Annotated in this window: 22 protein-coding genes; 6 read left to right on the top strand and 16 right to left on the bottom strand. The window is 66.0% G+C overall.

Annotated features, from left to right (window positions below):
- The first annotated feature begins 7 nt into the window (after positions 1–7).
- A complete protein-coding gene (gene paaZ / locus AC1RMD_RS16970) occupies positions 8–2,053 on the top strand; it encodes a phenylacetic acid degradation bifunctional protein PaaZ (protein ID WP_492927859.1) in 2,046 nt (681 codons plus the stop codon).
- Positions 2,054–2,069: 16 nt separating this feature from the next.
- On the opposite strand, the gene AC1RMD_RS16965 is transcribed toward paaZ, so the two are convergent.
- A complete protein-coding gene (locus AC1RMD_RS16965; RefSeq protein WP_492927858.1) occupies positions 2,070–2,582 on the bottom strand; it encodes a MarR family winged helix-turn-helix transcriptional regulator in 513 nt (170 codons plus the stop codon).
- Positions 2,583–2,660: 78 nt separating this feature from the next.
- Between AC1RMD_RS16965 and AC1RMD_RS16960 the strand changes: the two genes are divergently transcribed.
- From AC1RMD_RS16960 to AC1RMD_RS16950, 3 genes are all read left to right on the top strand, one after another.
- Positions 2,661–3,533, top strand: a complete 873-nt coding sequence (locus AC1RMD_RS16960) for an EamA family transporter (RefSeq protein ID WP_492927857.1) — start codon at positions 2,661–2,663, stop codon at positions 3,531–3,533.
- A 34-nt stretch (positions 3,534–3,567) separates the two neighbouring features.
- Entirely contained in the window at positions 3,568–4,179 is a 612-nt protein-coding gene (locus AC1RMD_RS16955; protein WP_492927856.1) for a nitroreductase family protein, read from the top strand.
- A gap of 88 nt (positions 4,180–4,267) precedes the next feature.
- Positions 4,268–4,696 carry a hypothetical protein gene (locus AC1RMD_RS16950; protein WP_492927855.1) on the top strand — a complete coding sequence of 143 codons (429 nt, stop codon included), beginning with the start codon at positions 4,268–4,270 and terminating at the stop codon, positions 4,694–4,696.
- A 98-nt stretch (positions 4,697–4,794) separates the two neighbouring features.
- On the opposite strand, the gene AC1RMD_RS16945 is transcribed toward AC1RMD_RS16950, so the two are convergent.
- The gene (locus tag AC1RMD_RS16945; RefSeq protein ID WP_492927854.1) at positions 4,795–5,049 is read right to left on the bottom strand and encodes an AbrB/MazE/SpoVT family DNA-binding domain-containing protein; all 255 of its coding nucleotides are present in this window, start codon (positions 5,047–5,049) and stop codon (positions 4,795–4,797) included.
- An 85-nt stretch (positions 5,050–5,134) separates the two neighbouring features.
- Positions 5,135–6,364: a M24 family metallopeptidase gene (locus AC1RMD_RS16940; RefSeq protein ID WP_492927853.1), complete on the bottom strand. Its 1,230-nt coding sequence runs from the start codon at positions 6,362–6,364 to the stop codon at positions 5,135–5,137.
- A 154-nt stretch (positions 6,365–6,518) separates the two neighbouring features.
- On the opposite strand from AC1RMD_RS16940, the gene AC1RMD_RS16935 reads away from it, so the two are divergent.
- A complete protein-coding gene (locus tag AC1RMD_RS16935; RefSeq protein ID WP_492927852.1) occupies positions 6,519–8,147 on the top strand; it encodes a CehA/McbA family metallohydrolase domain-containing protein in 1,629 nt (542 codons plus the stop codon).
- On the opposite strand, the gene AC1RMD_RS16930 is transcribed toward AC1RMD_RS16935, so the two are convergent.
- The 12 genes from AC1RMD_RS16930 to AC1RMD_RS16875 form a co-directional block, all read right to left on the bottom strand.
- Complete coding sequence (locus AC1RMD_RS16930; protein WP_492927851.1) at positions 8,148–10,676, bottom strand: M4 family metallopeptidase; 2,529 nt, start codon at positions 10,674–10,676, stop codon at positions 8,148–8,150. It lies immediately after the preceding gene.
- 128 nt (positions 10,677–10,804) lie between these two features.
- Entirely contained in the window at positions 10,805–11,308 is a 504-nt protein-coding gene (locus AC1RMD_RS16925) for a type II secretion system protein (RefSeq protein WP_492927850.1), read from the bottom strand.
- Complete coding sequence (locus AC1RMD_RS16920; protein ID WP_492927849.1) at positions 11,283–11,657, bottom strand: type II secretion system protein; 375 nt, start codon at positions 11,655–11,657, stop codon at positions 11,283–11,285. The genes AC1RMD_RS16925 and AC1RMD_RS16920 overlap by 26 nt, the downstream gene beginning before the upstream one ends.
- Positions 11,658–11,661: 4 nt before the next feature.
- On the bottom strand, positions 11,662–12,135 hold the full coding sequence (locus AC1RMD_RS16915; RefSeq protein ID WP_492927848.1) for a type II secretion system protein: 474 nt from the start codon (positions 12,133–12,135) through the stop codon (positions 11,662–11,664).
- Between the two features lie 2 nt (positions 12,136–12,137).
- Complete coding sequence (locus tag AC1RMD_RS16910) at positions 12,138–14,078, bottom strand: secretin GspD/PilQ domain-containing protein (protein ID WP_492927847.1); 1,941 nt, start codon at positions 14,076–14,078, stop codon at positions 12,138–12,140.
- A complete protein-coding gene (locus AC1RMD_RS16905) occupies positions 14,075–14,611 on the bottom strand; it encodes a hypothetical protein (protein WP_492927846.1) in 537 nt (178 codons plus the stop codon). The genes AC1RMD_RS16910 and AC1RMD_RS16905 overlap by 4 nt, the downstream gene beginning before the upstream one ends.
- Positions 14,608–15,204: a hypothetical protein gene (locus AC1RMD_RS16900; RefSeq protein ID WP_492927845.1), complete on the bottom strand. Its 597-nt coding sequence runs from the start codon at positions 15,202–15,204 to the stop codon at positions 14,608–14,610. Before AC1RMD_RS16900 ends, AC1RMD_RS16905 begins: the two co-directional genes overlap by 4 nt.
- On the bottom strand, positions 15,192–15,752 hold the full coding sequence (locus AC1RMD_RS16895) for a hypothetical protein (protein ID WP_492927844.1): 561 nt from the start codon (positions 15,750–15,752) through the stop codon (positions 15,192–15,194). Before AC1RMD_RS16895 ends, AC1RMD_RS16900 begins: the two co-directional genes overlap by 13 nt.
- Positions 15,749–16,687 (bottom strand): hypothetical protein, encoded by a 939-nt coding sequence (locus AC1RMD_RS16890; protein ID WP_492927843.1) that lies wholly within the window; start codon positions 16,685–16,687, stop codon positions 15,749–15,751. The genes AC1RMD_RS16895 and AC1RMD_RS16890 overlap by 4 nt, the downstream gene beginning before the upstream one ends.
- Positions 16,674–18,356, bottom strand: a complete 1,683-nt coding sequence (locus AC1RMD_RS16885; protein ID WP_492927842.1) for a GspE/PulE family protein — start codon at positions 18,354–18,356, stop codon at positions 16,674–16,676. Before AC1RMD_RS16885 ends, AC1RMD_RS16890 begins: the two co-directional genes overlap by 14 nt.
- Positions 18,353–19,555, bottom strand: coding sequence for a type II secretion system F family protein (locus AC1RMD_RS16880; RefSeq protein ID WP_492927841.1), 1,203 nt, complete (start codon positions 19,553–19,555; stop codon positions 18,353–18,355). The genes AC1RMD_RS16885 and AC1RMD_RS16880 overlap by 4 nt, the downstream gene beginning before the upstream one ends.
- Before the next feature lie 106 nt (positions 19,556–19,661).
- On the bottom strand, positions 19,662–22,202 hold the full coding sequence (locus AC1RMD_RS16875; RefSeq protein ID WP_492927840.1) for a M4 family metallopeptidase: 2,541 nt from the start codon (positions 22,200–22,202) through the stop codon (positions 19,662–19,664).
- Positions 22,203–22,967: 765 nt separating this feature from the next.
- Between AC1RMD_RS16875 and AC1RMD_RS16870 the strand changes: the two genes are divergently transcribed.
- Entirely contained in the window at positions 22,968–23,624 is a 657-nt protein-coding gene (locus AC1RMD_RS16870; protein WP_492927839.1) for a hypothetical protein, read from the top strand.
- A 30-nt stretch (positions 23,625–23,654) separates the two neighbouring features.
- Here the strand turns inward: AC1RMD_RS16870 and argH are convergent, their stop codons facing one another.
- Positions 23,655–25,052 carry an argininosuccinate lyase gene (gene argH, locus AC1RMD_RS16865; protein ID WP_492927838.1) on the bottom strand — a complete coding sequence of 466 codons (1,398 nt, stop codon included), beginning with the start codon at positions 25,050–25,052 and terminating at the stop codon, positions 23,655–23,657.
- Between the last annotated feature and the right edge of the window lie 89 nt (positions 25,053–25,141).

Raw genomic sequence — 25,141 nt, 5'->3', positions numbered from 1 at the left:
GATAAACATGGCATCAACCCTGCAAAGCTGGATCGGCGGCCGATGGATAGGCGCCGAAGCGTACGCACCGCTGCACAGCGCCTTGAACAACGCGCTGATCTACCACACCCACGCCGAGAAGATCGACTTCGACGAAGCCGTCACCTACGCCCGCAAGGCCGGCGTGCCGGCGCTGATGAAGATGGACTTCCAGCAGCGCGCCGCGCGCCTGAAGGCGCTGGCGCTGTACCTGGCCAGCCGCAAGGAGGAGCTGTACGCGATCTCGCACCTGACCGGCGCCACCCGCGCCGACAGCTGGGTCGACATCGAAGGCGGCACCGGTACGCTGTTCGCCTACGCCAGCATGGGCAGCCGCGAGCTGCCGTCGTCCAATGTGCTGCACGAAGGCCCGGCCATGGCGCTGGGTAAGAACGGCGGCTTCTCCGGCACCCACATCCTGGTGCCGCGCGGCGGCCTGGCGGTGCACATCAACGCCTTCAACTTCCCGATCTGGGGCCTGCTGGAGAAGTTCGCGCCCAGCTTCCTGGCCGCCATGCCGTGCATCGGCAAACCTGCCTCCGCCACCAGCTACCTGACCGAAGCGCTGGTGCGCATGATGAACGATTCCGGCCTGCTGCCGGAAGGCGCGCTGCAACTGGTGATCGGCAGCACCGGCGACCTGCTGGACCGCCTGGGCGGCGCCGACGTCGTCACCTTCACCGGTTCGGCCGATACCGCCGCCAAGCTGCGCACCAACCGCCACCTGATCGCCAATTCGGTGCCGTTCACCGCCGAGGCGGATTCGCTCAACTGCGCCATCCTGGCGCCGGACGTCACGCCGGACGACGTCGAGTTCGACCTGTTCGTCAAGGAAGTGGCGCGCGAGATGACCGGCAAGGCCGGCCAGAAATGTACCGCCATCCGCCGCATCATCGTGCCGGAAAATATGGTGGACGCGGTCGGCACCCGCCTGCGCGAACGCCTGGCCAAGGTCAGCATCGGCGATCCGTCGGTGGAAGGCGTGCGCATGGGCGCCCTGGCATCCAAGGACCAGCAGCGCGACGTCGCCGAACGCGTCGAGCTGCTCGCGCGCGGCAACGAGGTGCTGTTCAGTGAACGCGACGGCTTCAAGTTGATCGGCGACGGCGTCGCCAACGGCTCCTTCTTCTCGCCGACGCTGCTGCTGTGCCGCGACGGCATGCGCAACGACGCGGTGCACGACATCGAGGCCTTCGGCCCGGTCAGCACCATCATCAGCTACAAGGGCATCGACGAAGCGCTGGCCTTGGCCGCGCGCGGCAAGGGCTCGCTGGTCTCCACGCTGGTGACCAAGGATCCGGCCACCGCCGCCTACGCCGTGCCGATGGCCGCCGCCTCGCACGGCCGCGTGCTGATACTGGAGCGCGAAGCGTCGGTCGATTCGACCGGCCACGGCTCGCCGCTGCCGCAGCTGAAGCACGGCGGCCCCGGCCGCGCCGGCGGTGGCGAAGAGTTGGGCGGCATCCGCGCCGTGCGCCACTTCCTGCAACGCGCCGCGGTGCAAGGCTCGCCGACCATGCTGGCCGCCGTCACCGGCGAATACGTGCGCGGCGCCAAGGTGCAGGAGAGCGAAGTCCATCCGTTCCGCCGCTACTTCGAAGACCTGAAGATGGGGGATTCGCTGCTGACGCACCGCCGCACCGTGACCGAAGCGGACATCGTCAACTTCGGCGGCGTCTCCGGCGACTACTTCTACATGCACTTCGACGACATCGCCGCCAGGGACACGCAGTTCGGCAAGCGCATCGCGCATGGTTACTTCGTGCTGTCGGCCGCCGCTGGCTTGTTCGTTTCGCCGGCGCCCGGTCCGGTGCTGGCCAACTACGGCCTGGACAACCTGCGCTTCATCACGCCGGTGGCGATCGGCGACACCATCCGCGCGCGCCTGACCTGCAAGCGCAAAGTGGACCGCAACCGCACCGACGACAAAGGCGTCGGCCAGGGCGTGGTGGCGTGGGACGTGCAAGTGACCAACCAGAACGACGAGCTGGTAGCCAGCTACGACATCCTGACGCTGGTGATGAAGCGCGCCTGAGCGCTGCAGCCGGCGGTTATTGCTCCGCCGGCTCCAGCACCGCCAGCAGTTTGATCAGCCCACTGTCCAGCAGCGCCAGTTCCGCTGGGCTCAGGGGCGACAGTATCTTGTGTTCGTTGTCGACGTGCGCGGCCACCGCGCGCTCGATCAGTTCCAGCCCGGCCGGGGTCAGCCGCACCAGCAGGCTGCGGGCGTCGGTGGGGCTGGGCACCCGCTCGACCAGTGCGCTCGCCTCCAGCCGCTGCAGCCGGTGCGTCATCGTGCCGGAGGTGATCATCATCGCCGAGAACAGCGCGGTCGGCGCCAGGCAGTAGGGCTCACCGGAGCGCCTGAGCGTCGCCAGCACATCGAATTCCCAGGCACCTATTCCAAATTCGGCAAAGGTCGCGTCCAGCCTGCGTTGCAGCAGTGCGGAACAGCGCTTCAGCCGTCCTATCGTCGCCATCGGCGCCACGTCCAGGTCGGGACGCTCCCGGCGCCATTGCGCCACCACGGCGTCCACGGCATCCATCGCTCTTTCATTCGGCATCGCACACTCCAATTTATCTTGACATCGAGATTGTTTTTGATCAGACTTCCATTTTATCTTGAAGTCGAGACAAATGCCATGAGCGAGAAAAGCACGACATCGTCCCTGATCACCACGCTGACCACCGCGCTGGCGCCGGCCATCTGGGGATCGACCTATATCGTCACCACCCAACTGCTGCCGCCGGACCGGCCCTTCATCGCGGCGCTGTTGCGCACCCTGCCTGCCGGCGTGCTTCTGCTGACTTTTGTGGGGCGCCTGCCGCTGCGCGCGGAATGGGGCCGGCTGGTGGTGCTATCGGCGCTGAATATCGGCTTTTTCCAGGCGCTGTTGTTCATCGCGGCCTACCGTCTGCCGGGTGGCTTGGCGGCGGTGGTCGGCGCGATCCAGCCGCTGCTGGTCATGGGCCTGGCCTGGCTGCTGGAGCGGCGCCCGCCGGCGCGACTGGCTGTGGGCGCCGGCATGCTGGGCGTACTGGGGATGGCGGTGCTGCTGCTCTCGCCCGGCGCGGCCTGGGACGCGGCGGGCATCGCGGCGGCGCTGGCCGGTGCGGCCTGCATGGCGGCCGGCACCTATCTGACGCGCCGCTGGCGCAGCGAACTGCCGGTGTTGGCCCTGACCGGCTGGCAGCTGCTGCTGGGTGGCCTGATGCTCGCGCCGCTGGCCGTGCTGGTCGATCCGCCGCTGCCACCGCTCGGCGCGGTGCAGGTGCTGGGCTATGCCTACCTGTCATTGGCCGGCGCGCTGCTCGCTTATGCATTGTGGTTCCGCGGGATCGCCCGCTTGTCGCCGGTGGCAGTGTCTTCATTGGGCCTGTTGAGCCCATTGGTCGCGGTGGTGCTGGGTTGGGCCCTGCTGGGGCAGGCGATGAGCGGCCTGTCGCTGGCCGGCCTGGTCACGGTGCTGGCCAGCATCCTGGCGGTGCAATGGGCTTCCGTGCAGCGCCGCTGATACGCGTTTTTCAACTAATTGCAGAGAGAATAAAATGAACGTCAAACACCTGATCGAATCGCGCATCTCCGCCAACCGCTTCGACACCACCCGCGCGCTGAGCGATGCCGACATTTCGGAGCTGGTGCGCCTGGCGACGCTGGCGCCATCGGCCTACAACTTCCAGAACTGGAAGTTCATCGCGGTGCGCACCCCGCAGGCGAAGGAGCGCCTGAAGGAGGTCGCCTTCGGCCAGCAGAAGGTGGCCGATGCGCCGGTCACCTTCATCATCGTCGGCACCCTGGATGCGCACGTGGGCCTGCCGCAGGCATTGAAGCCGTCGGTGGACGCCGGGATCATGCCGCAAACGGTTGCCGACGTGTGGGTGGGCATGGCGCGGCACACGCATCCCGGCAATCCGCAGTTGCAGCGGGACGAAGCGCTGCGTTCCGGTTCGCTGGCGGCGATGACGATGATGCTGGCCGCCGAGGGTATGGGCTTGGCCAGCAGCGCCATGAGCGGATTCAACGCCGCCGGTGTGAAACGCGAATTCAACCTGGGCGAGGCCGACGTGCCGGTCATGCTGCTGTCGATCGGCTACGCCGCCGCCGGCAACTGGCCGCAGAAGGCGCGCAAGCCGCTGCAGGAAGTGATGGAGTTGGTCTGACGCGGAGCAAGGCCGCGCCGGGGAGGCTGGCTTTTCCCGGCGCTGCGATGCAAAATGCCCGCTACTTTGTAACGACGAGGCAGCAGGCATGGCACAGACTTTTCACAAACAATCGATAGGCTTCAACCCGCTGCTCAGCGCGCGCGACTGGACGGTGTGGGGCTGCATACTGGCGGGATGTCTGGCGGCCGGTCTATTGTTGGGCAGATGGATGCCGAACGAGATGGTGCGGGCCATACTCATCGGCGGCGTCATAGGGCAGTTGCCGTCGTTGCTGATGTGCCTACCCGTGCGCGGCACCGTCGATGCGGCGGGTGAGACGGCCTTCCTGGGCCGCGTACAGCAGTTCGGCTTCGTCCCCGCCGGCGAGACCGGCGAAGGACGCATCTTCAACTACAAGGGCCCGCGCTGGATGCGCTGGGATTCCAACCGCGTCGAGATCCGTCCCGCCGATGGCCTGCTGCACGTCACCGCGCCGCTGCACTTCTACCGACAGCTCAAGCGCGCGCAAAAATAGGGAACCGCTCAAGCTTCCGTTTCAGCCTCTAGTGCCGCCTGCAGCCTGGCCATGGCATCTTCCGTGACGTCCGCAGGCCTGCCGAGGGCTGCGCCGCTTCATCGCTCTGAACCTGCAGGACGCATGTTTTCCCATGCATGGAGATCGTCGGGCATGGGCGCTTTGAGATCGCACAGGGCATTGAGCTCGGCGGCAGTTGGGCGCGTGCGTTTTGCTTTGATGAGCAAGCCATCTGGCGTCGCTTGCAGCGATACGGTCTGGCCCACGGCAAAACCCATGAGGCGCAAGATGGCCGGCGGCAGAGCCACCCCGATGGAATTTCCCTGGCGGCGTATGGTTGCTTCTGTTTCCATGATTCCTCCAATCAAAGTAATACCATGTAAGACTAGGCCGCTGACAAGCCCCCGTCAAACATAGTATTACCTTGCTTGTGAAGGATCAAGCGCGCAGGCCGAACGGATCGTCGATGCTGTGCGCCGGTTCGGTGAACCACTTCGGACCGTTTTCCGTCATGTAGAAGTGGTCCTCGTGGCGCACGCCGAATTCGCCGGGGATGCAGATCATCGGCTCGTTCGAGAAGCACATGCCCACGTCCAGCGGCGTCTTGTCGCCGCCGACCAGATACGGCCACTCGTGGATATCGAGGCCGATGCCGTGGCCGGTGCGGTGCGGCAGGCCTGGCAGCTTGTAGCCGGGACCGAAACCGTCCGCCTCCAGCGAACGGCGCGCGGCCATGTCCACCTGCTCGCACGGCACGCCCAGCTGCGCCGCATTGAAGGCCGCCACCTGCGCCGCCTTCTCGCTGTTCCACACCGAACGCTGACGCTCGCTGATTTCGCCGTACACATAGGTACGCGTGATGTCGGAAATGTAGTTGTGCAGTTTGCAGCCTGTATCGATCAGCACAGTGTCGCCCGGTTGCAACGTTTGCACATAGCTCACACCGTGCGGATAGGCGGTCGCTTCGCCGAACAGCACGATCACGAAGTAGGAACCGGAGGCGCCGACCTTGCGGTGCGCGCGGTTGATGAACTCTTCCACTTCAACGGTGGTGATTCCCGCGCGCAGCATGCTGGCGGTGGCCACATGCACGGCCAAGGTCATGTCCTTGGCGCGCTGCATCAGCGCGATCTCGTTGGCGGACTTGCGGGTGCGGCAGTGCGCCGTGACCTTGCTGGCGTTCTCCAATGCGTAGCCGTCGGCCAGCGGACGGATGCCGTCGTAGATGAAGAAGGCCGCGCTCTCGCAGATGCCGACGCGCGGCGCGACGCCGCCCGCGGCAGCCGGGGCGATACCCATGCGCTTGAGCGTATCGACGAACAGCTGGTACGGGCTCTCATGCTCGTGCCAGGTATTGACGTTACCCTTGACCAGCATGAAGTCCGTCAGCGTGCTTTCTTCGAAGGCGGGGGCGATGTATTCCACCGCGCCGCTGGCCGGCAGGATGGCGCCGACCATGCGCTCGCTGGCGTGCCACTTGGTGCCGGTGAAGTAGGTCATGTTGGAGCCGGCGTTGACGTAGATCGCCGCGATGCCCTGGTCGCGCATGTAAGCCTGCGCGCGCGCCAGGCGCTGGAGGTGTTCGTCCTTGCCGATGGGGACCGCGCCTGCGGTCATGTCGGACAGCGAGGCCAAGGCCTCTTCTATGGTTTTTCCGCCAATAGTCATTTTTATTTCCCTGAATTGATTTGCGTGACCGCGCGGATCTTAGTCTGCGCCAGCCGACGATCATAACAGTTTTGCCCCCGCCGCCAAGTCACAGACAGGTAATACGCCAATGCTAGTGTGCCGAATTCCGCATCCACTTCAGGACTCCTTTATCATGTCGCTTGCCTCCCATTTTCGTCCTCGCCAATTGCTGATTCCGACCGCCATTGCCATCCTGTTGAGCGCCGTCGCCTGCGGCGGCGACCAACCGGCAGCCGTCGTCGTGCCGCCGATTCAGAGCGGCCGCTGGATCGCCGGCGACCTGCACACCCACACCACGCAGTCGCTTGATACGGACATCACCCAGACGCTGGACAAGGTGCTGGGCAAGGCCTTCACCACCTATGGCCTGGACTGGATGGCGGTCAGCAACCACCTGCGGCTGTCGTCGCGCGACGAGAAGGGCGCGCCGCTGCCGGCGGCGATTCCGCTGTCGATCGGCGTGGAGCGCTACGAGATCCCGCGCGTTCAGGCCTTGCAGGCGGCCGGTACCTACGCCGACAAGTTGATCTTCTCCGGCTTCGAGTGGGACATGCCGACCCACGACCACATCGGCATCGGTCTGTTCGAGGGCAGCGACAAGCTGGCCTCCAGCACCAAGGGCATGCGGGAATTCGAGTACCTGTTCACCACCCGCGATGCTGCGCTGTTCGACGCGGCCGATGTCGCCGCGTGGAAGGCCAAGTACGGAACCACCCGCTACAACGCCACCGCCGACGACGCGCTGAGGGCCATCAGCTGGCTGAAGGACAACTATCCGGACACCAGCTACGCCGTGGTCAATCACCCGTCGCGCAACAAGGGCAGCTACACCATCGACGATTTCCGCCGCTTCAACGACATCGCGCCGAACATCATGTTCGCCATCGAAGGCATGATCGGCAACCAGATGGAGCCGGACCGCGGAGGCTACACCGCCGCCTACACGCCGGAGAACGCGCCGCTGCGTGCCTACGGCGGCGTGGACTACATCGTCGCCAAGGTCGGTGGCACCTGGGATGCGCTGCTGGGCGAAGGCCGCCGCATCTGGAACCTGACCGATTCGGACACCCACTTCAAGATCGTCGGCAACAGCAGCAGCGGCTACTTCCCCGGCGAGTATGCGAAGAACTACGTCTTCAACGGCGCCCAGGGCAAGCCCGCCGCCAAGGACCTGCTGCAAGGTCTGCGCTCCGGCAAAATGTTCTCGGCCTACGGAGACCTGATCAACGCGCTGGACTTCAACCTGGCCAGCAAGGATGACCGCAAGGAGATGGGCGGGGAGCTGAAGGTGGCCAGCGGCGACAAGGTGACGATCACGATCCGCTTCAAGTCGCCGGCCAGGAACAATTACGAGAAGCCGGTCGACAGCGGCACGGCCGCCAACGTCAGGCCGGTGGTCGATCACGTCGACCTGATCGTCGGCGACGTGACCGCCAGGGCGACGCCGGGCAGCGCCGCCTACAGCGTGGCCACCAACGCCAGCACGCGCGTGGTGAAGCGCTTCACCAGCGCGGACTGGAAGGTGGATGCGGACGGCTACTTCAGCATCAGCTACGAGACCACCGCCAGCAAGAACCAGTACTACCGCCTGCGCGGCACCAACCTTGGCGCCGATGTCGCCGGCCTGACCCAGGACGGCGAACCGCTGGCCGACCAGCGCACCGGCACCGCCGACAACACGGCGCGCTTCAACGACATCAACGACCGCAACTACCGCAGCCTGTGGTTCTATTCGAACCCGGTGTTCGTCAGCCTGCGCTGATCACCGCGTTATCAGGCTGACCCTGTCGAGCACGAAGGAGGTCTGCTTGGAGCGGTCCTCCCGCATGACGAACGACAGCGTCACCGTCTGGCCCTTGAAGGCGGCCAGGTCGTAGCTGCGGATCTGGTAGCCGTCGGCGGCGTCGAGGTTGGTCCAGGTGGCCAGCGTGCGCAGCACAGAACCGGTGCTGCTGCGCACGGTGACCACCAGCCGGTCGTAAACCGTGGGCTTGATTTCATCGGTGTCGATGTGCAGTGCGAAGGTCAGCGCCGCCGACGTGGCGTTCGACGGTATCGACACGGACTGGGTCAGCGCTTCGAACGCGTAGAAACCGTTGCCGCCCAACCAGGCGTAACGCGTGCCTTCGTACGCCGGCTGGTCGGCGAAGCTGCCGATCACGCCGGTGCTGCCGCGCCATCCGGTGGTGCCGTTTTCGAAGCCGCCGTTGGTCACGCGCTCGGTGCCGCCGCCGCCGGCGGTCACGGTCAGTGTCGCCTTGGCCGAGGTGGCGCTCTTGGGCGGCGACGCCGCATCGCTGACAACGGCATTGAACATGGCGCCGTTGTCGGCGATCTGCGCCGTCAGCGAGTAGCTGGCCGCCGCCGCGCCGGCGATCTCGGCGCCGTTGCGATACCATTTGTAGGCATAGGGCGGCGTGCCGCCGCTGGCGCCCACGCTGAACGATGCGGTGGCGCCGGGCGCCACGGTCACGCTGGCCGGCTGCGTGGTGATCGAGACATCGCCGCCTCCGGTCGTGCCCTCGTCGACGTCGGCGCCGACGTTGATCGCCGCGTAGGCGCGCTGCACGGCGATGGCCTCTTTCGATCCGACGCCGTACAACTCCTGCGCGGAAGCGAGCACCTTGGAGCGCGCGTCGGCGTAGTTGGTCGACGAGGTGAACTTGGTGGTGTTCGCCTTGAACCAGATCCGGTAGGCCTTGTCGTTGCCCACACCCGTCATCGCGGCGGGGCTTTTCACCAGGTATTTGCTGTAGTAGTCGGACGCCGGATCGCTGCTGGAACCCTGCGACAGGAAGTAGAACATGCGGTTATTCGGTCCGCTGGAATAGTGCACGTCCAGGTACTTGATGGTGCTGCTCCAGGCATCGGGACTGCTGCCATCCTTGCTCGGCTTGTACATCCAGCGCAGCGGCTGGCCGGATTTGCTGATCTCCTTGCCCATCATCCAATCGTTGCCGGTGGCCGGTATCACGGTGCCGGTGCCGCCTGCGCGGGCGTAGGCTTCCACCATGTCGCCGCCGATGTCCGAGTTCGATTCGTTCAATCCGCCCGATTCGCCGGAGTAGGTCAGGTCCGAGGTCGACGCGGTCACGCCGTGCGACATCTCGTGGCCGATCACGTCGATGGACCCCAGGCTGTAGAAGCTGTTGCCGTCGCCGATGTACATGCACTTGCAGCTGTCGTCGTAGAAGGCGTTGTCGTAGGCCGTATCGACGTGGGCGGCGATGTAGGTGGCGGTGTTGTTGCCGTCCAGCGAATGCCAGCCCAGCGCGTTTTTGTTGGCGTCGTAGGTGTTCATCAAGCCCCACAGCGCGTTGACGGCGGCGGTCTGGCCGTTGGCGTTGGTGGTGCTGCCGCCTTCGATGTACTGCTTGCCGTCGCCCCAGGTGTTGCTGCTGTTGGTGTAGATGCTGCCGGGATTGGGATTGTTGGCCGAGCTGTGGTTGGCGTTGGTGATCGCCATGCCGCCGAATTTTCCGCCGACGCCGCGCGAACTGTCCAGCATCTGGTAGCTGCTGCCGGACAGCGTGGTATCGATCGGCACCACGCCGTTGTACTGGCTGTTGCCGGAGCCGACCACCGTCTTCAACGCCGACCATTGCGCGATGATGGTGCCGCTGTTGGCGTTGACGATGGTGTCGTAATAGACCGGCCGGCCGTCGTCCGCCATGCGCAGCTTGACGTAGTAGGCCAGCTCGTAGCTTTCCACCACTTCTTCCACGTCCAGCGCGTTGAGCTCGGATTCGGGTTTGCCCGCGGCCGAGGCCAGGCGCACCGTCTTCACGATCGGGTAGATCAGCAGTTCGGCGCTGGGCTCCCAGCGGTGCGTGCCGCGCGGCGCGACGGAATTGATGGCGACGGTGATGGCGTCGCCGGCGCTCAGCGTTGGCGCCATGCCGCCGACGGCGGACGGCGCAAGGCCGGTCCCCAGCTTGCCGCGCCGGTCGGATGCCGACACGCTGACGATCGTTCCGGCGGCGTTGGTGACCACCACCGACTCCGAGCCGAACACCCGCAAGCCCTTGTAGGTGTGCTGGGCGCGGACGATCTTTTGCCCGACCACGCCCGGATGCAGGCTGCTGATGCGGAAGCTCAGGTCGGGCGGCACGCCGCGCGCGGCGTCCATCGTCGCCAGTTGCGTGACCAGGCCGGAGCTATCCTGCGGCGTGAGCGTGTTGACCGGAGGGGCCATCAGTTGGTCTGCCGCGAGCGTCGCGGTGGCGGCCAGCAGTGCGGTCGCTGCGGCGACGGCGGTGGTGGCGGGTAGCAAGCGTGTGCGCAGGATCATCTCATCCTCCCAAGTTCGACCATTCCAGCTGGCATCGAATGATGTCGCCGATTCCGCGTGGCGGATGAATCACGCTAGATCGCGGATGGGGGGGAGGTTCTGTCCAAGATCAATAAATTCGCAACAAGTCAGCGTTTGGCTTCCGTATTCTGCGGCACGATGAACATGTCATAGGGATAGGAAAATATCCAGTCGGCATAACGCGGCTTCTTCGCCAGGCCGGCGTCGTCGTCGTCGAAGTTGTCCTGCTTGATGGGGCGTTTGGTGGAAGTCGAGCGGACGCCGACGATGCGGCCCTGTTGCAGCACCAGCGCCCAATCGGGCTTGCCGGTGATCGGATCGTTGTACAGCCGGCGCAGATGGCGTTTGGCGTTGGGGAAGCGCGGGTCCTTCAGCAGTTCCCCCAGTGTCAGCGGGTACTGGCCGGCGCCGTTGGCCTTGGTGTAGGCCTCCAGCGCGTGGCGGAACTCGTGGCCGATGAACAGTAGCTCGCGCTCCTTGTCGCGCCGCATGGCGGTTGCATACAGGTCGGCGGCGATGGTCAGGCCGACGCCCATGAAGGCCACCAGCATCAACGTCCACAGATAGGCGAAGCCGCCTTGTCGCTTAGAGCTGTTCGAACGGGATGCCATCGCGGGTCTTTCCTTTGGCGCCGCTGCGGATGTCGGCCACGCCGGGCTTGTCGGCGTCGGCCGATGGCAGCAGCTGCCAGGTGGTGGCCGATTCCGTCACCGGGTCCAGCGGCACCCTGCGGAAGTAGCGCTGCGTGACGAGATCCGCCAGCGCCGCAGGGTATTCGCCGCGGTCGGCGTAGAATTTGTCGATGCCGCTGCGGAGCACTTGCAGGTTCTCCCTCAGCGCCACTTCCTTCGATTTGTCGACCGAACTGAAATAGCGCGGCAGCGCGATGGTGAGCAGCAGCGAAATGATCGCCAACACCACCAGCAGCTCGACCAGCGTGAATCCCTTGTTGCGCTTCATGGCGTCACCATTGTTTGAGGGGGATGCCGTTCAGCCCCATGACGGGGGAACGGGAGCTGACGTCGAACACGTCTTCGCCTTCGGACGGATTGTCCGGCGGCGAGGCGTAGGAACGGATGGCCCAGCCGGCGCTGTTGCCGTCGGCCGGCGCGAACGGGTCGCGCGGTATGCGGCGCAGGAAGTACATATTCTGCTTGCGCGGGCTGCGCTGGTCCGGCATGCCGGCGACCAGGTCCTCCAGCTTCTTCGGATAGCCGGATTCGCCCATCGCCAGCTTGATGCGGCCGTTGTCGGCGGCGCGCTTGTAGGCGTCGATTGCTTCGCGAATCTCGATCAGCGCGGTGCGCAGCTGGTGCTCTTTTTCGCGCTGCAGCGCCACCTGCGCCATCGGCGCCGCCACCATCGCCAGCGTGGCGAGGATGGACAGCGTAATCATCAACTCGATGAAGGTGAAGCCGCGTTGAGCCTTGCGCAGCATGGCTATTGGCCCTTCTTCGGCGGCGTGTAGGGAACGGAATTGACCGGTTCCGGCTTGGCGGCCGGCGCTGGCGGAGTGTCGCCGCCGGTCATGCCAGAGCCGCCGGCCGGCGCCAGGGCCGGCGCGGCGTCGCGTGGCGTGGGCGCCATGTCCGCCGCCGTGTCGGGCACGGATGCCAGCGTGGCGCCAAACTGGCTGCGGCCGCCGATATCGGATTCGGTGCCGGAATTGAACTCCGCCGCCGACAGTTCCGGCCGGCGGATGGAGCGCAGCACGCGCGGTGTAATCGACAGCACGATCTCGCTGCGGGTGGAGTCGTCCTTCTGGCTGCCGAACAGACGGCTCAGCACCGGCAGCTCGCCCACGCCGGGCACCTTGTTGGCGGTGGTGCGGTCCTCGTCGCTGATCAGGCCCGCCAGCACCTGCGTCTCGCCATCCTTCAGGCGCAGCACGGTGGCGGCGCTGCGGGTGCCTATCTGGTAGGCCTGGGTGCCGGACTTGCTGACGATCTCCTTGACCACGCTGCTGACCTCCAGGTTGATCTTGATCGCGACCTCGTCATCCAGGTAGATGTTGGGTTCCACGTCCAGCTTCAGGCCCACGTCCACGTAGTTCACGCTGTCGGAGCTGACGCCGTTGTTGGTGGTGACGGTAATCACCGGCACGCGGTCGCCGATCAGCACTTTGGCCTTGTCCTTGTTGCGCACGCGGATGCGCGGGTTGGCCAGGATATTGCTGTCGGTGTCGTTCTGGTTGGCGTTGATGGTGACGCTGCCGAAGCCCAGGCCGATGGTGCTGCCGGTGATCTTGCGCAGGTCGCCCACGTTCAGCGCGCCGTACTGGCCGCTGCCCAGCAGGGTCAGGCCGACGGTGTCGGGCCAGCGCACGCCCAGCTCCTGGATGCGCGAGCGCTTCACTTCCAGCACTTCCACTTCCAGCATCACTTCGGGGTCGGCCACGTCCTGCACGGCGATGATGCGTTCGGCCATGCGTATCATTTCCGGCGTGTCGCGCATGATGATGGTGCCGATGCGCTCATCGGTGACGATGTCGCGCGCCTTGAGCAGCGTCTTGAGCGAGAACGCCACCGTCTTCACGTCGGAGTTCGCCAGGAAGAAGCTGCGCACCAGCAGCTGCTGGTAGTCCTTCTGCTTCTGCGGGTTGTTGGGGTAGATGGTGATCGAGCGCTCGCCGGTGATGCTCTGTTCCAGCTGGTGGGCGCCCAGCAGCATGCCGATGGCTTCCTCGATGCTGGTGTCGCGCACCGAGATGGTGGCGCGCAGGTTGGGATCCACGTCGCGGTCGAACACGAAGTTCAGGCCCGATACCTTGCTGATGAAATCGAACACGGCGCGCATCGGGGCGTCGCGGAACTCCAGCGTCACCGGTTTGCGGTAGGCCATCGCCAGCCGCCCGCTGGCGGGGCGCAGGCGGGTCTGGGCGTCGCCGACCAGGGTCTTGAGGCGCAGCAGGTCGCGCTGGTTGGGGCGTTCCGCCAGCAGGGGCCGCAGCAGCTCCTGGGCATGCGCCAGATTGGCGTCGCCGCCGCGCTGGACCAGCGCTTCGACGTCGCCCGTCACTTTCTGCAGGCGTTGATCCTGCTCCAGCGCGGCCTTGCCCTGGCGCGCCACCTGGTTGGATGGGTCGAGCGCCAATGCGCGGTCGTACATCGCGCCGGCCTCGGCGGCCTGGCCTTTCGCGCGCAGCATGTCGCCATGGCTGTTCATGGCGTTGACCAGTTTGAGCTTGCGGTTCAGCAGCACGATGCGGTATTCGGCATTGTGCGGATCGTCGCGCGAGGCCTGTTCCAGCTTGGCCAGGCCCTGGTCGATCTGGCCGGCGTCCAGCAGGGCGTTGCCTTGCTTGAAGGTCTGGCTACCGGCGCAGGCGCTCAGCAGCAGCGTGATGGCCAGGAGGTGCAGGCGGTGGGCGGTCGATTTCAATTGGTGTCCCCTACGACTAAGGTTTGTTTCTGGTTGAGCGGCAGGTAGATGAAGTTCATCGCGTTGCCGCCGACGCTGTCGAGCAGGTAGCTGTCGTTGATTTTTTCGCCGGGACGGGCGACGACGTTCTGGCCATCGATTTGCAGGAAGTAGGCGGTCTTGCCTTCATCCGTGAAACGGCCCATGAACTGGAAGGGCAGGGCCGGCGGGCCGCCCGGCGCGCTGCCCTGCTGCGCGGTTTGTTGGGCCTGCGCCTGGTCCATCATGATTTTTTTCGGCGTCTCCGGCGCCCAGCTTTGCTTGGCGAAGACGTTACCCATGTCGTCGTCGGCGACGCGTGGGTGGATTTGCAGGTCGATGCCGTCCGCTGGCGGCGCTGCGCTGGCAGGGGGCGCGACGACGGCCGCGGGCGCTTGCGGGGCTTCGCGCGTGGTGGCGGCGGCAGGGCCGACCACGCCGCCGTCCTGGTCGGGCGCGAACCACGCGGCCAGCAGCGTGGCGACGGCGGCGGCGCCGATCACGATTTTTCTCATCGCCGCGCCTCCTGCCGCACCAGCAGCACAAACTGGATGCGCGCTTCGATGTCGCCGGACTCGATCTGTTCGCGCTTGAAGGCGACCGAATCGAGCGTCAGCGTCGGCAGCGCTTGCAGCGCGCCGATGATGAAGGTCTGCACGCTCGCATAGTCGGCCTTGACCGGCAGCGTGATGCGGTAGCGCAGGAAGCCGGCCTTGGCGTCCATCTCAGGCTTGTACTCCGCCTTGTTCAACGCGATGCCGCTTTGCTGCGCCACCTTCACCAGCTCCTTGAGCTGGTCGGGGATGGCGTCGTGCGCGGGCAGGTAGGCGTGGAAGGCCGCGACGCCGCCGGCGGCCGTCGGCGCCGGCGTGTGCGGCGTGGCGGCGGCGCGGGCGGCTGCGTTGAGCTGCCGCGTCAACGCGGTCTGGCGCTGGTCGAGTTGCGTTGCATGCCATTGCGCCAGTATGGCCAGTAGCGCGCAGGCGATGCCCGCCACCGCGCCGGGACCGGCCTGGCGCAACAGGCGGCGCGTTTGCCACGCCAGCCTGGGTGCCAGCTTGGGCGCGAGCTTCAGCTTGGGCAGCGCGCCGGATTTTATTGCCGCCATTGGGCCTCCAGCTGAAAGTGATAGGGACGATCGCCGACGCCGGCCGCCATCTCATGCTTGACCAGATACACGGAGCGGAACATCGGCTGCTGGTTGAGGAAGGCCAGGTAGTTGATCATGTCTTGCGCGGTTTCCGCTTCGGCGGCGATCTTCAGCGCCCCGGATGGGACGGCGGTGTCGGCGCCGTCCTGCGGCGCTTGGCCGTTCAGGTCCAGTGCCAGCAGGGCGACGCGCACGTCGGCCGGTGCGACGATGGCCTTGATCAGCCGCGTGACCGGCAGGTTGAGCTGGCGTACCGCTTCGGCCACCGCCTTCACCTGCAGATCCAGTTCGTGCTGCTGCGCCGGCGCCAGCGCTGGCCGCGTCAAGCGGGTCGGTTGGGTGGCGGCCGATTGCGCGTCCAGCCGCGCCTCCAGCCGGTTGACGGTTTGCACTTGCGAGAGCCAGTTGCCGGCGGCGGGCAGCAGCATCAGCAGGCCGACGGCCAGCAAGCCAAGGCGCCAACCGGTGGGCTGCGTGGCGCGCGGCAGGAAGTTCAGGCGCGTCATGCGGCCACCTCCGGCGAAGCGGCAGACGGCTGCCGCGTCGCGGCCACGGCAACGGCGGCGTGTTCGCCGAACGGATTGGCGCCCAGGCGGAAGCGCGAGGGCAATGCGCCGGGCACGAGATGCAGCGCGGCGGCGGACGGCGTGGTGGGAGACGACGCCGCCGCCGGCGCGCTCAGGTCCGTGACGGCGACCAGCTCGATGCGGGCCAATTCCGGCGCGCGCAAGGTCCAGCGTTGCCAGGCTTGCGGCAGTTCCAGCCGCCACGCCTCGCTGGCCGGCTGCGACTGGATGGCGACGATGCGGTGGTCGCGCAGCGCCGCCATCGTGATGCGGCCAGGCTCGATCAACGCCAGTGCGCCGGCGCTGGCGGCCGCACCCTTGCGCGGCCGCTTCGGTTGCGATGCCTCCAGCGTACGCAGCGCGGTGCCCAGCAGCGGCTCGATCACGCGGCAGGCGTGGCCGCATTCGGCGGCCACCTCCTTCAGGGCTTGCAACAGCGTGCTGTCGACGCCGCAGACCAGCCGCGTATGGCCGTAGGGCGCGTCGTCGCCGACCACGCTCCAGCCGCGCGCGTTGTCGCCGTACAGGGCCGCCAGCTGCGTTTGCAGGAAGCGGCTGGCGGAGGGCTCGGACAGCAGCGCGTCGCTCCACGGCGCCAGCACCAGCTGGCTCCAGCGGCCCGACAGGCTGATCTCCAGCGGCAGCCGGGCCGCCGCGATGTCAGGCTGCTGCAACAGCGCGCGCAGCGCATCGATGGCGGCCTGCCAGTGGCCGCCGGCGCCATCGACCGCGATCTGCCGCGCGCTGCCTTCCACCAGTCGCCCGCCGTGGCGGACCACGCACAACAGCTGACGCGGCGCCAGCAGCACGCGCAGGCGGCGCGGCGCGAGCGTAGCCCGCGGCGCCAGCAGGGCAAGGCGTTCAATAAGTGACACGATTGAGCTCCAGTAAAGTCGTTTCTCCCTGCCGCACCAGATCCAGCCCGGCGCTGCGCGCCAGCCGGAAGCCCATGGTCGCGGCTTCCTCCTTCATGCGGCTGACCGGTGCGCGGGTGCAGATCATCTCGCGCATGGTGTCGTTCAGGATCAGCACCTCGGCCACCGCCTTGCGGCCCTTGTAGCCGGTGCCGCGGCAATGGCCGCAGCCGCTGCCGGCCTTGAAGCGCCAGTCGCGCACGGCATCGGCGGCCAGGCCGCTGTCGATCAGGTCCTGCGGATCGGGCGCCACCTCCACCGCGCAGTGCTCGCAGTTCAGGCGCAGCAGCCGCTGGGCGACGATGCCGTTCAGCGCCGCCGCAAAGCTGTACGGGTCCACGCCCATGTGCAGGAAACGGCCGACCACGTCGAACACATTGTTGGCGTGGACGGTGGTGAACACCAGGTGGCCGGTCAGCGAAGCCTGCACCGCGATCTGCGCGGTTTCGTCGTCGCGGATCTCGCCGATCATGATCTTGTCCGGGTCGTGGCGCAGGATGGAGCGCAGCCCGCGCGCGAAGGTCAGTCCCTTCTTCTCGTTGACGGGAATCTGCAGCACGCGCGGCAACCGGTACTCCACCGGGTCTTCGATGGTGACGATCTTGTCGCGGCCCGTGTTGATCTCGGTGATGGCGGCGTACAGCGTGGTGGTCTTGCCGGAGCCGGTCGGCCCGGTCACCAGCAGCATGCCGTGCGGCTTGGCGGCCAGGCGGCGGATCTGCACGATGGCGTCGTCGTTCAGGCCCAGGCTTTCCAGCCGCAGCGCGGCGGCGGCCTCGGTCAGCGCGCGCCGGTCCAGCAGGCGCAGCACCGCATCCTCGCCGAAGATGTTGGGCATGATGGAGACGCGGAAGTCGATCTCGCTGCCCTTGACGCGCACCTTGAAGCGGCCGTCCTGCGGCACGCGGCGCTCGGCGATGTCCAGCTCCGCCAGCACCTTGATGCGCGAGATGATCTGCTCGGCCATCTGCAAGCCCTGCACCGTGCCGGCCTGCACCAGCACCCCGTCCACGCGGTACTTGATGACCAGGCTGGCGGCGTCGCATTCGAGGTGGATGTCGCTGGCCTGGAACTTCAGCGCGTCGTAGATGGTGGAGTTGACCAGCTTGACCACCGGGCTGCTGTCCTCGCTGATGCGTATCAGCGAAATGTCCTCGATGGTCTGGTCCAGGTCCGCCAGTTCGCCGTGGCTGCCGTCCTCCATCATGTCCTGCATGGCCTGCTGCACGCTTTCCTGCTGCACCAGGTAGGCGGTCAGGTCGTCGGGATGGGCCAGCGCCACGCTGTAGGCGCAGCCGATGGCGTAGTCGGCCCACTGCAAGGTATCCTCGGCAAACGGATTGCCGATCACCAGCACCGGCGCCGCCCCGTCGTCGCGCAGCAGCACGCAGTCGCGCTGCGCGCAGTCGGTGTAGGACAGCAGGTCGAAGGCCGGCAGCGCCGCCTGCAGTTTGCTCATCGGCCAGGCCGGATAGCAGAACAGGTTGGCCAGCTGGCGGGTCAGTTCTTCCGGCGTCAGGCCGGAGCTTTCCTGCAGCAGCGCCATGGTCGGGCGGCCCTGCGCCATCGCCGCGGCGCGCGCGCCGTGCAGCATCTCGGGGCTGAGGACAGCCGGTTCGCGTGCGTTCATGACAGACTCCCCGCCAATTCGAAGATCGGCATGTACATCAATACGACCACGCCGCCGATCACCACGCCGATCAACGTCATCAGGACAGGTTCCAGCAGGCGCGAGGCCCAGTCCACCCAGCGCGCGAATTCCTCGTCGTGGAACTTGGCCGAGCGTTCCAGCATGTCGCCCAGGCGGCCGGTGTTCTCGCCGACCTTGAGCAGCGACTGCGCCACCGGCGTGGCCAGCGCGTTCTGTTCCAGCGCGGTGGAAAACGGCAGGCCCTGTTCCACCGCGCGGCGCGTCTGCACCAGCTGCAGCTGCTGCTCCGGCAGCAGCATGGCGTTGGTCATCGCCAGCGCCTTCGACAGCGGTATGCCGGCGTGCAGCAGCAGCGACAACGCGCGGTAGAAGCGCGCCAGGCGGAACTCGGCGGCCTTGGCCGACAGCACCGGCAGCCGCAGCACCGCCAGCACCAGCTTCTGGCGCATGGCGGCGTTGCCCAGGCCGAACACCACGCCCAGCACCACGCCGCCCAGCGCGCCGGCGCTCAGCCACGGATGCGCGGCCAGCGTCTGGCCGAAGGACAGCAGCATCTGCGAGGCCCACGGGATTTCGCGGCCCGAGCTTTCGTATACCACGCTGAACTTCGGCACCACGTAGCCCATCAAGAACAGCGTGACCAGCGTGCCCACCACCAGCAGCATGGTGGGATAGATGGCGGCCGAAACCAGCTTCTTGCGGATGGCGTCGAACTGCAGCTGATAGCCGACGAAGCGCGCCAGCGCCTCCGGCAGATTGCCGGAGCGCTCGGCCGCGTGCACGGTGGCGACATACAGATCGGGGAAGACGGCCGGGAAGTCGGCCAGGGTGTCGGAGAAGCTTTTCCCCTGTTGCAGCGAGCGCTGGATCGCGGCCAGCGTGGCGCGCGCGCCGCCGCGGGTTTCCTTGTTGAGCAAGGTGGCGGTGGCCTCGCTCAGGTTCAGGCCCGCTTCCAGCAGGGCCAGTAGCTCCTGGCTGAATTGCAGCAGCGGGAAGGGCTGCTTGCTGAGGCGCGCGGGCGCGCGCGCCCCCGCACCAGTGGATTCGGTGCTGTCGATGGCCAGCACGCGCCAGCCGTTGCGCGCCGCCTGGCGGATCGCCTCCGCCTCGCTGGCGGCGTCGATCGCTATGGTTTGCGGGCCGGATGGCCCACCCTGCACTTGGAGATGGAACTGCATTTTCCGCGTACTGCCTTAAGCACTCAGCCAAAAAAAACGGGGCGGCGATGGGCTGCCGCCCCGGCAAATACAGCCCCGTCGGGTCAGGCGGGGCTGCCTGTTACGCTTACTGAGTGATCAGGCTGACCTTGTCCACCACGAACGACGTTTGCAGCGACGAGTCTTCCGTCATGGCGAACGACAGCGTGACGGTCTGGCCTTTGTACGCGCTCATGTTGAAGGTGCGGATCTGGTAGCCGCTGGCCGCATTCACGTTCGAATATGAGGCCAGGGTGCCCAGCACCGAGCCGGCGCTGTTCTTCACCGTCACCACCATCCTGTCGTAGACGGTGCTGCCGGTTTCCGCGGTGTCGATGTGCAGCGCGTAGGTCAGCGTGGCCGAGGTCACGGTCGAAGGAATCGTCACCGCCTGGGTGATGGTTTCCGACGCGGTGGTGCCGTTACCACCCAGCCAGGCGAACTTGCTGCCTTCGTAGGCGGTCTGGCCGCTGTAGTTGCCGATCACGCCGGTGGTGCCGGCCCAGCCGGTGGCGCCCGACTCGAAGCCGCCGTTGGTCACGCGCTCGGTGGTGCCGCCGCTGGTGCCGACGGTCAGCGTGGCGTTGCCCGAGGTGGCGGTCTTGACCGGCGACGACGAGTCGCTGACCACGGCGTTGAACACCGCGCCGTTGTCGGCCGTCTGCGCCGTCAGCGAGTAGGTGGCCGAGGTGGCGCCGCTGATGACGGCGCCGTTGCGGTACCACTTGTAGGTGTACGGCGAAGTGCCGCCGGTGGCGCCCACGCTGAACGACGCGGTGGAGCCGGCCGCCACGCTGACGCTGGACGGCTGGGTCGTGATCGACACGCCGCCGGTGGCGCCGGTTTCGTCGACGTCGGCGCCGACGTTGATCGCCGCATAGGCGCGCGTCACGGCGATGACTTCTTTCGAGCCCGCGCCATACAGTTCCGTCGCTGCGGTCAACACCTTGGTGCGGGCGTCGGCGTAGTTGGTGGTGGAGGTGAACTTGGTGGTCAGCGCCTTGAACCAGATGCGGAACGCCTTGTCGTTGCCGATGCCGGTCATCGCGGCCGGACTCTTGACCAGGTATTTCGAGTAGTACTCGCTCGACGAACTGGAGTTCGAGCCTTGCGACAGGAAGTAGAACATGCGGTTGTTGGGGCCGCTTGAGTAGTGCACGTCGAGGTTCTTGATCGTGCTGCTCCAGGCGTCCGGGCTGCTACCGTCCTTGTTTGGCTTGTACATCCAGCGCAGCGGCTGGCCGGAGCGGCTGATCTCCTTGCCCATCATCCAATCGTTGCCGGATGCCGGGATCACGCCGCCGGTGCCGCCGGCGCGCGCATAGGCTTCCACCATCTCGCCGCCGATGTCCGAGTTCGATTCGTTCAAGCCGCCCGATTCGCCGGCGTAGTTCAGGTTGGAGGTGGCGTCGGTGACGCCGTGCGACATCTCGTGGCCGATCACGTCGATCGAGCCGAGGCTGTAGAAGCTGGAGCCGTCGCCGATGTACATGCACTTGCAGCCTGGGTCGAAGAAGGCGTTGTCGTACTGGTTGTCGACGTGGGCGGCGATGTAGGTGGCGGTGTTGTTACCGTCCAGCGATTGCCAGCCCAGCACGTTCTTCAGCGCGTCGTAGGTGTTCATCAGGCCCCACAGCGCGTTGACCGCGGCGGTCTGGCCGTTGGCGTTGGTGGTGCTGCCGCCGTTGATGTACTGCTGGCCGTCGCCCCAGGTGTTGCTGGTGTTGGTGTAGATGCTGCCGGGGTTCGGGTTGTTGGCCGAGCTGTGGTTGGCATTGGTGATCGCCATGCCGCCGTAGGCGCCGCCGGTGCCGCGGGTGGAGTCCAGCATCTTGTAGGTGCTGCCCGACAGCGAGGTCTGGATCGGCACGGTGCCGTTGTACTGGCTGTTGCCGGTGCCGACCACGGTCTGCAGCGCTTTCCATTGGGCGATCACGGCGCCGGTCTTGGCGTTGACCACGGTGTCGAAGTACACCAGCTTGCCCTTGTCGGCCATGCGGGTCTGCACCAGGTAGGCCAGCTCGTAGCGGTCGATCACCTCTTCCAGGTCGGTGGCGTTGAGCGCCGCTTCGGACTTGTTCAGGGCCGAGGCCACGCGCACCGATTTCATCACCGGATAGATCAGCAGCTCGGCGTTCGGCGCCCAGCGGTGGGTGCCGCTCGGCGCGACCGCCTTGACCACCTGCGCGATGGCGTCGCTGGCGCTCAGCGTCGGGTTCCAGTCGGCCGGGGCGACGGTGGCCGAACGGCCGCCGTTCGAGGCGGCGGGGGCGCCCAGCTTGGTGCGGCGGTCGGACACCGATTCGCTGACGATGTCGCCGGCGTCGTTGGTCACCACCACCGATTCCGAACCGAACACGCGCAGGCCTTTGAAGGTGTGGTTGGCGCGGGTGATCTTCTCGCCGACGACGCCGGGGTGCTGGCTGGCGATGCGGAAGCTATGGTCGGCGGACAGGCCGCGCTGGTGGTCCAGGGCGCTGAGTTTGGCCACCAGCCCGGCGCTCTCTTGTGGAGAGGCCTGGGCCACTGGCGCGGACATCAGCTGTGCCGCCGCTTGGGCTGCATTGGAAGCCATCATCGGTAGTGCGGCGACAATGGATGCGGCAAGTAGGGTCTTACGTAAATTCATCTCTTCTCCATGTGGTCTATGTGTTTTCGCTAGGTGCGGCCTTGGCCGGGATAGTGGCCGACTCGGCGTTCCCAACGCTGCTTCGGCGGTTGGCCTGGCAGCGTTTTTTTGCGGCTAAAACGGCGAGTAGGGGCGACACTATTCCTGTCGCGATCACGAAGTCAAAAAACTTGGAAAATTAGTCGCGAAACAAGAAAATGTCCGAAATTAGACACTCCGGCGGGCGGGAAAACAGCGGCGGCGGCGGCCTCCATACCAGATGTAAGCCGCATGAATGCGCACGATAGGCTTGGTTTGTCTTATATCAACAACGAACTAGGTGCGACCCTCTATTTTCGGTGGCTACGCAACACAATGCCCAAATTTTCAGCAAATCGTGGTTGCAGAGTTCTAATATTGCGAATTAAACTAGTTGATGCCAGCTCGGATTATGGTTCGTGACTGGCATATAAAAAGCGCAGGGCACGACCCTTGGTAACAAGCGCAACGGGAACCACAGGAAGAAAATAATGACCGCATACCCAACGCATAATGTCAGTTCCGCCCGCGCACTGCGCGCCGCCCACACGACGGCGCCGCCACCGGCCTAGCATCGACCTCCAATCATCACCGCTTGCCGCATCCCGTTAGCCGCCGCGTCTCCATCCGAGGCGCCGGCAGCGTGATTGCGTCGCCGCGCGGGCGCCTACCAGGGCGCGACGCTTGGCGCAGCGCCTGCAGTTCAGTATTGAATTTGTCCGCCGGCGCGTGGACAGGGGAGCTTGTATGCTGTCGATAGCAACCAAAGTAGAACGCATCGTCATGGAGTCGTCCTTCCTCACGGAGGGCTTGCGGCGCAACTTGATTAATTTGTCGGAGCTGGCGCGCCAGTTGCAGCCGCAACTGGAAAGCGATATGTGGAAGCCGGTCGGCCAGGCGGCGGTGGTGATGGCGCTGCGGCGCGTGGCCGAGCGCCTGCCGGAGGCCAGCAACCAGCCGCTCGCGCTGGCGCAGAAGACCGGCGAGCTGACCACCCGCACCGAGCTGACCGAATACACCTACCGCTATTCGGACAGCATCAACGAATGCCACCGCCAGCTGTTGTCGAGGGCGGAGCCGATGCGCGGCGCCTTCGTCACGGTCACGCGCGGCGTCAACGAGGTGATGGTCATTTGCAGCCGCGCGCTGACGGTGATGGTGGAGGAGGTGTTCGCCGGCGAGCGGCTGCTGGCGCGGCAGGACAATCTGAACGCGGTGACGCTGCACCTGAACCCGGACACCAGCCGCACGCCGGGCATCTATCACGCCATACTGAAGCAGCTGGCGTGGGACAAGATCAACCTGGTCAACATGATCTGCACCTACACCGAGCTGACCATCCTGCTGGAGCAGAACCAGACCGGCGCGGCGTTCACGGTGCTGTCGAAAATCGTGACGCAGTAGACGGCGCGCCGGGGGCGGCGCGCCATTGTCTTATTTGGCCAGCTGCTCGCGCACGCGGGCGATGGCCTTGCGCACCTGGTTGGGCGCGGTGCCGCCGACGTGGTCGCGCGCGGCGACCGAGCCTTCCAGCGTCAGCACGGCGAACACGTCGTCGTCGATCAAGGTCGAATAGGCGCGCAACTGGTCGAGCGACATTTCCGACAGGTCGATCTTGAGGTCGTCGCAGGCGCGCACGGCGCGGGCCACGGCTTCGTGGGCGTCGCGGAACGGCAGGCCTTTCTTGACCAGGTAGTCGGCCAGGTCGGTGGCGGTGGCGTAGCCTTGCAGGGCGGCGGCGCGCATCGCCTCCGGCTTGACGCTGATGCCGCCGGCCATGTCGGCGAAGATGCGCAGCGTGTCGACCACGGTGTCGACGGTGTCGAACAGCGGTTCCTTGTCTTCCTGGTTGTCCTTGTTGTAGGCCAGCGGCTGGCCTTTCATCAGGGTCAGGAGGCCCATCAGGTGGCCGTACACGCGGCCGGTCTTGCCGCGCGCCAGTTCCGGCACGTCCGGGTTTTTCTTTTGCGGCATGATCGACGAGCCGGTGCAGAAGCGGTCGGCGATGTCGATGAAGCCCACCCGTGGGCTCATCCAGATCACCAGCTCTTCCGACATGCGCGAGATGTGGGTCATGATCAGCGAGGCGGCGGCGGTGAACTCGATGGCGAAGTCGCGGTCGGAGACGGCGTCCAGCGAGTTGTGGCAGACGTCGTCGAAGCCCAGCGTCCTGGCCACGCGCAGGCGGTCGATCGGGAAGGTGGTGCCGGCCAGCGCGGCGGCGCCCAGCGGCAGGCGGTTGACGCGCTTGCGGCAGTCGGCCATGCGCTCGGCGTCGCGGCCGAACATTTCGACGTAGGCCAGCATGTGGTGGCCGAAGGTGATCGGCTGCGCCACTTGCATGTGGGTGAAGCCGGGCATGATGGTGTCGGCGTTTTTCTCGGCCAGGTCGGTCAGGGCGCCGCGCAGGGCCGCCAGCAGCTCGACCACGTCGTCGATGGCGGAGCGCACGTACAGACGGATGTCGGTGGCCACCTGGTCGTTGCGGGAACGGCCGGTGTGCAGGCGCTTGCCGGCGTCGCCCACCAGTTCGGTCAGGCGTTTTTCGATATTCAGGTGGACGTCTTCCAGGTCCAGCAGCCATTCGAACTGGCCGGCTTCGATCTCGGCCGAGATCTGCGCCATGCCGCGCTCGATCTCGGCGCGGTCGGCGGCGCTGATGATGCCTTGCGCGGCCAGCATTTCGGCGTGGGCCAGCGAGCCCTGGATGTCGGCCTTGGCCAGGCGCTTGTCGAAGAAGACGGAAGCGGTGTAGCGTTTGACCAGGTCCGAAACGGGTTCGTTAAAACGGGCCGACCAGGCTTCGCTTTTTTTTGAAAGTTGTGCTGTCATAGTGGGGAAGTCTTGTGCGCGTGATTGATGTCGACACCGATTATAAACCGCAAGCTGCCAAAAAATATGTCAACATTGGTATTTTGAGT

Source organism: Duganella sp. GW822-FHT06D06, assembly GCF_058799615.1.
The sequence above is the reverse complement of the archived record's forward strand: the minus strand, read 5'-3'. Positions and strand labels throughout refer to the sequence as shown.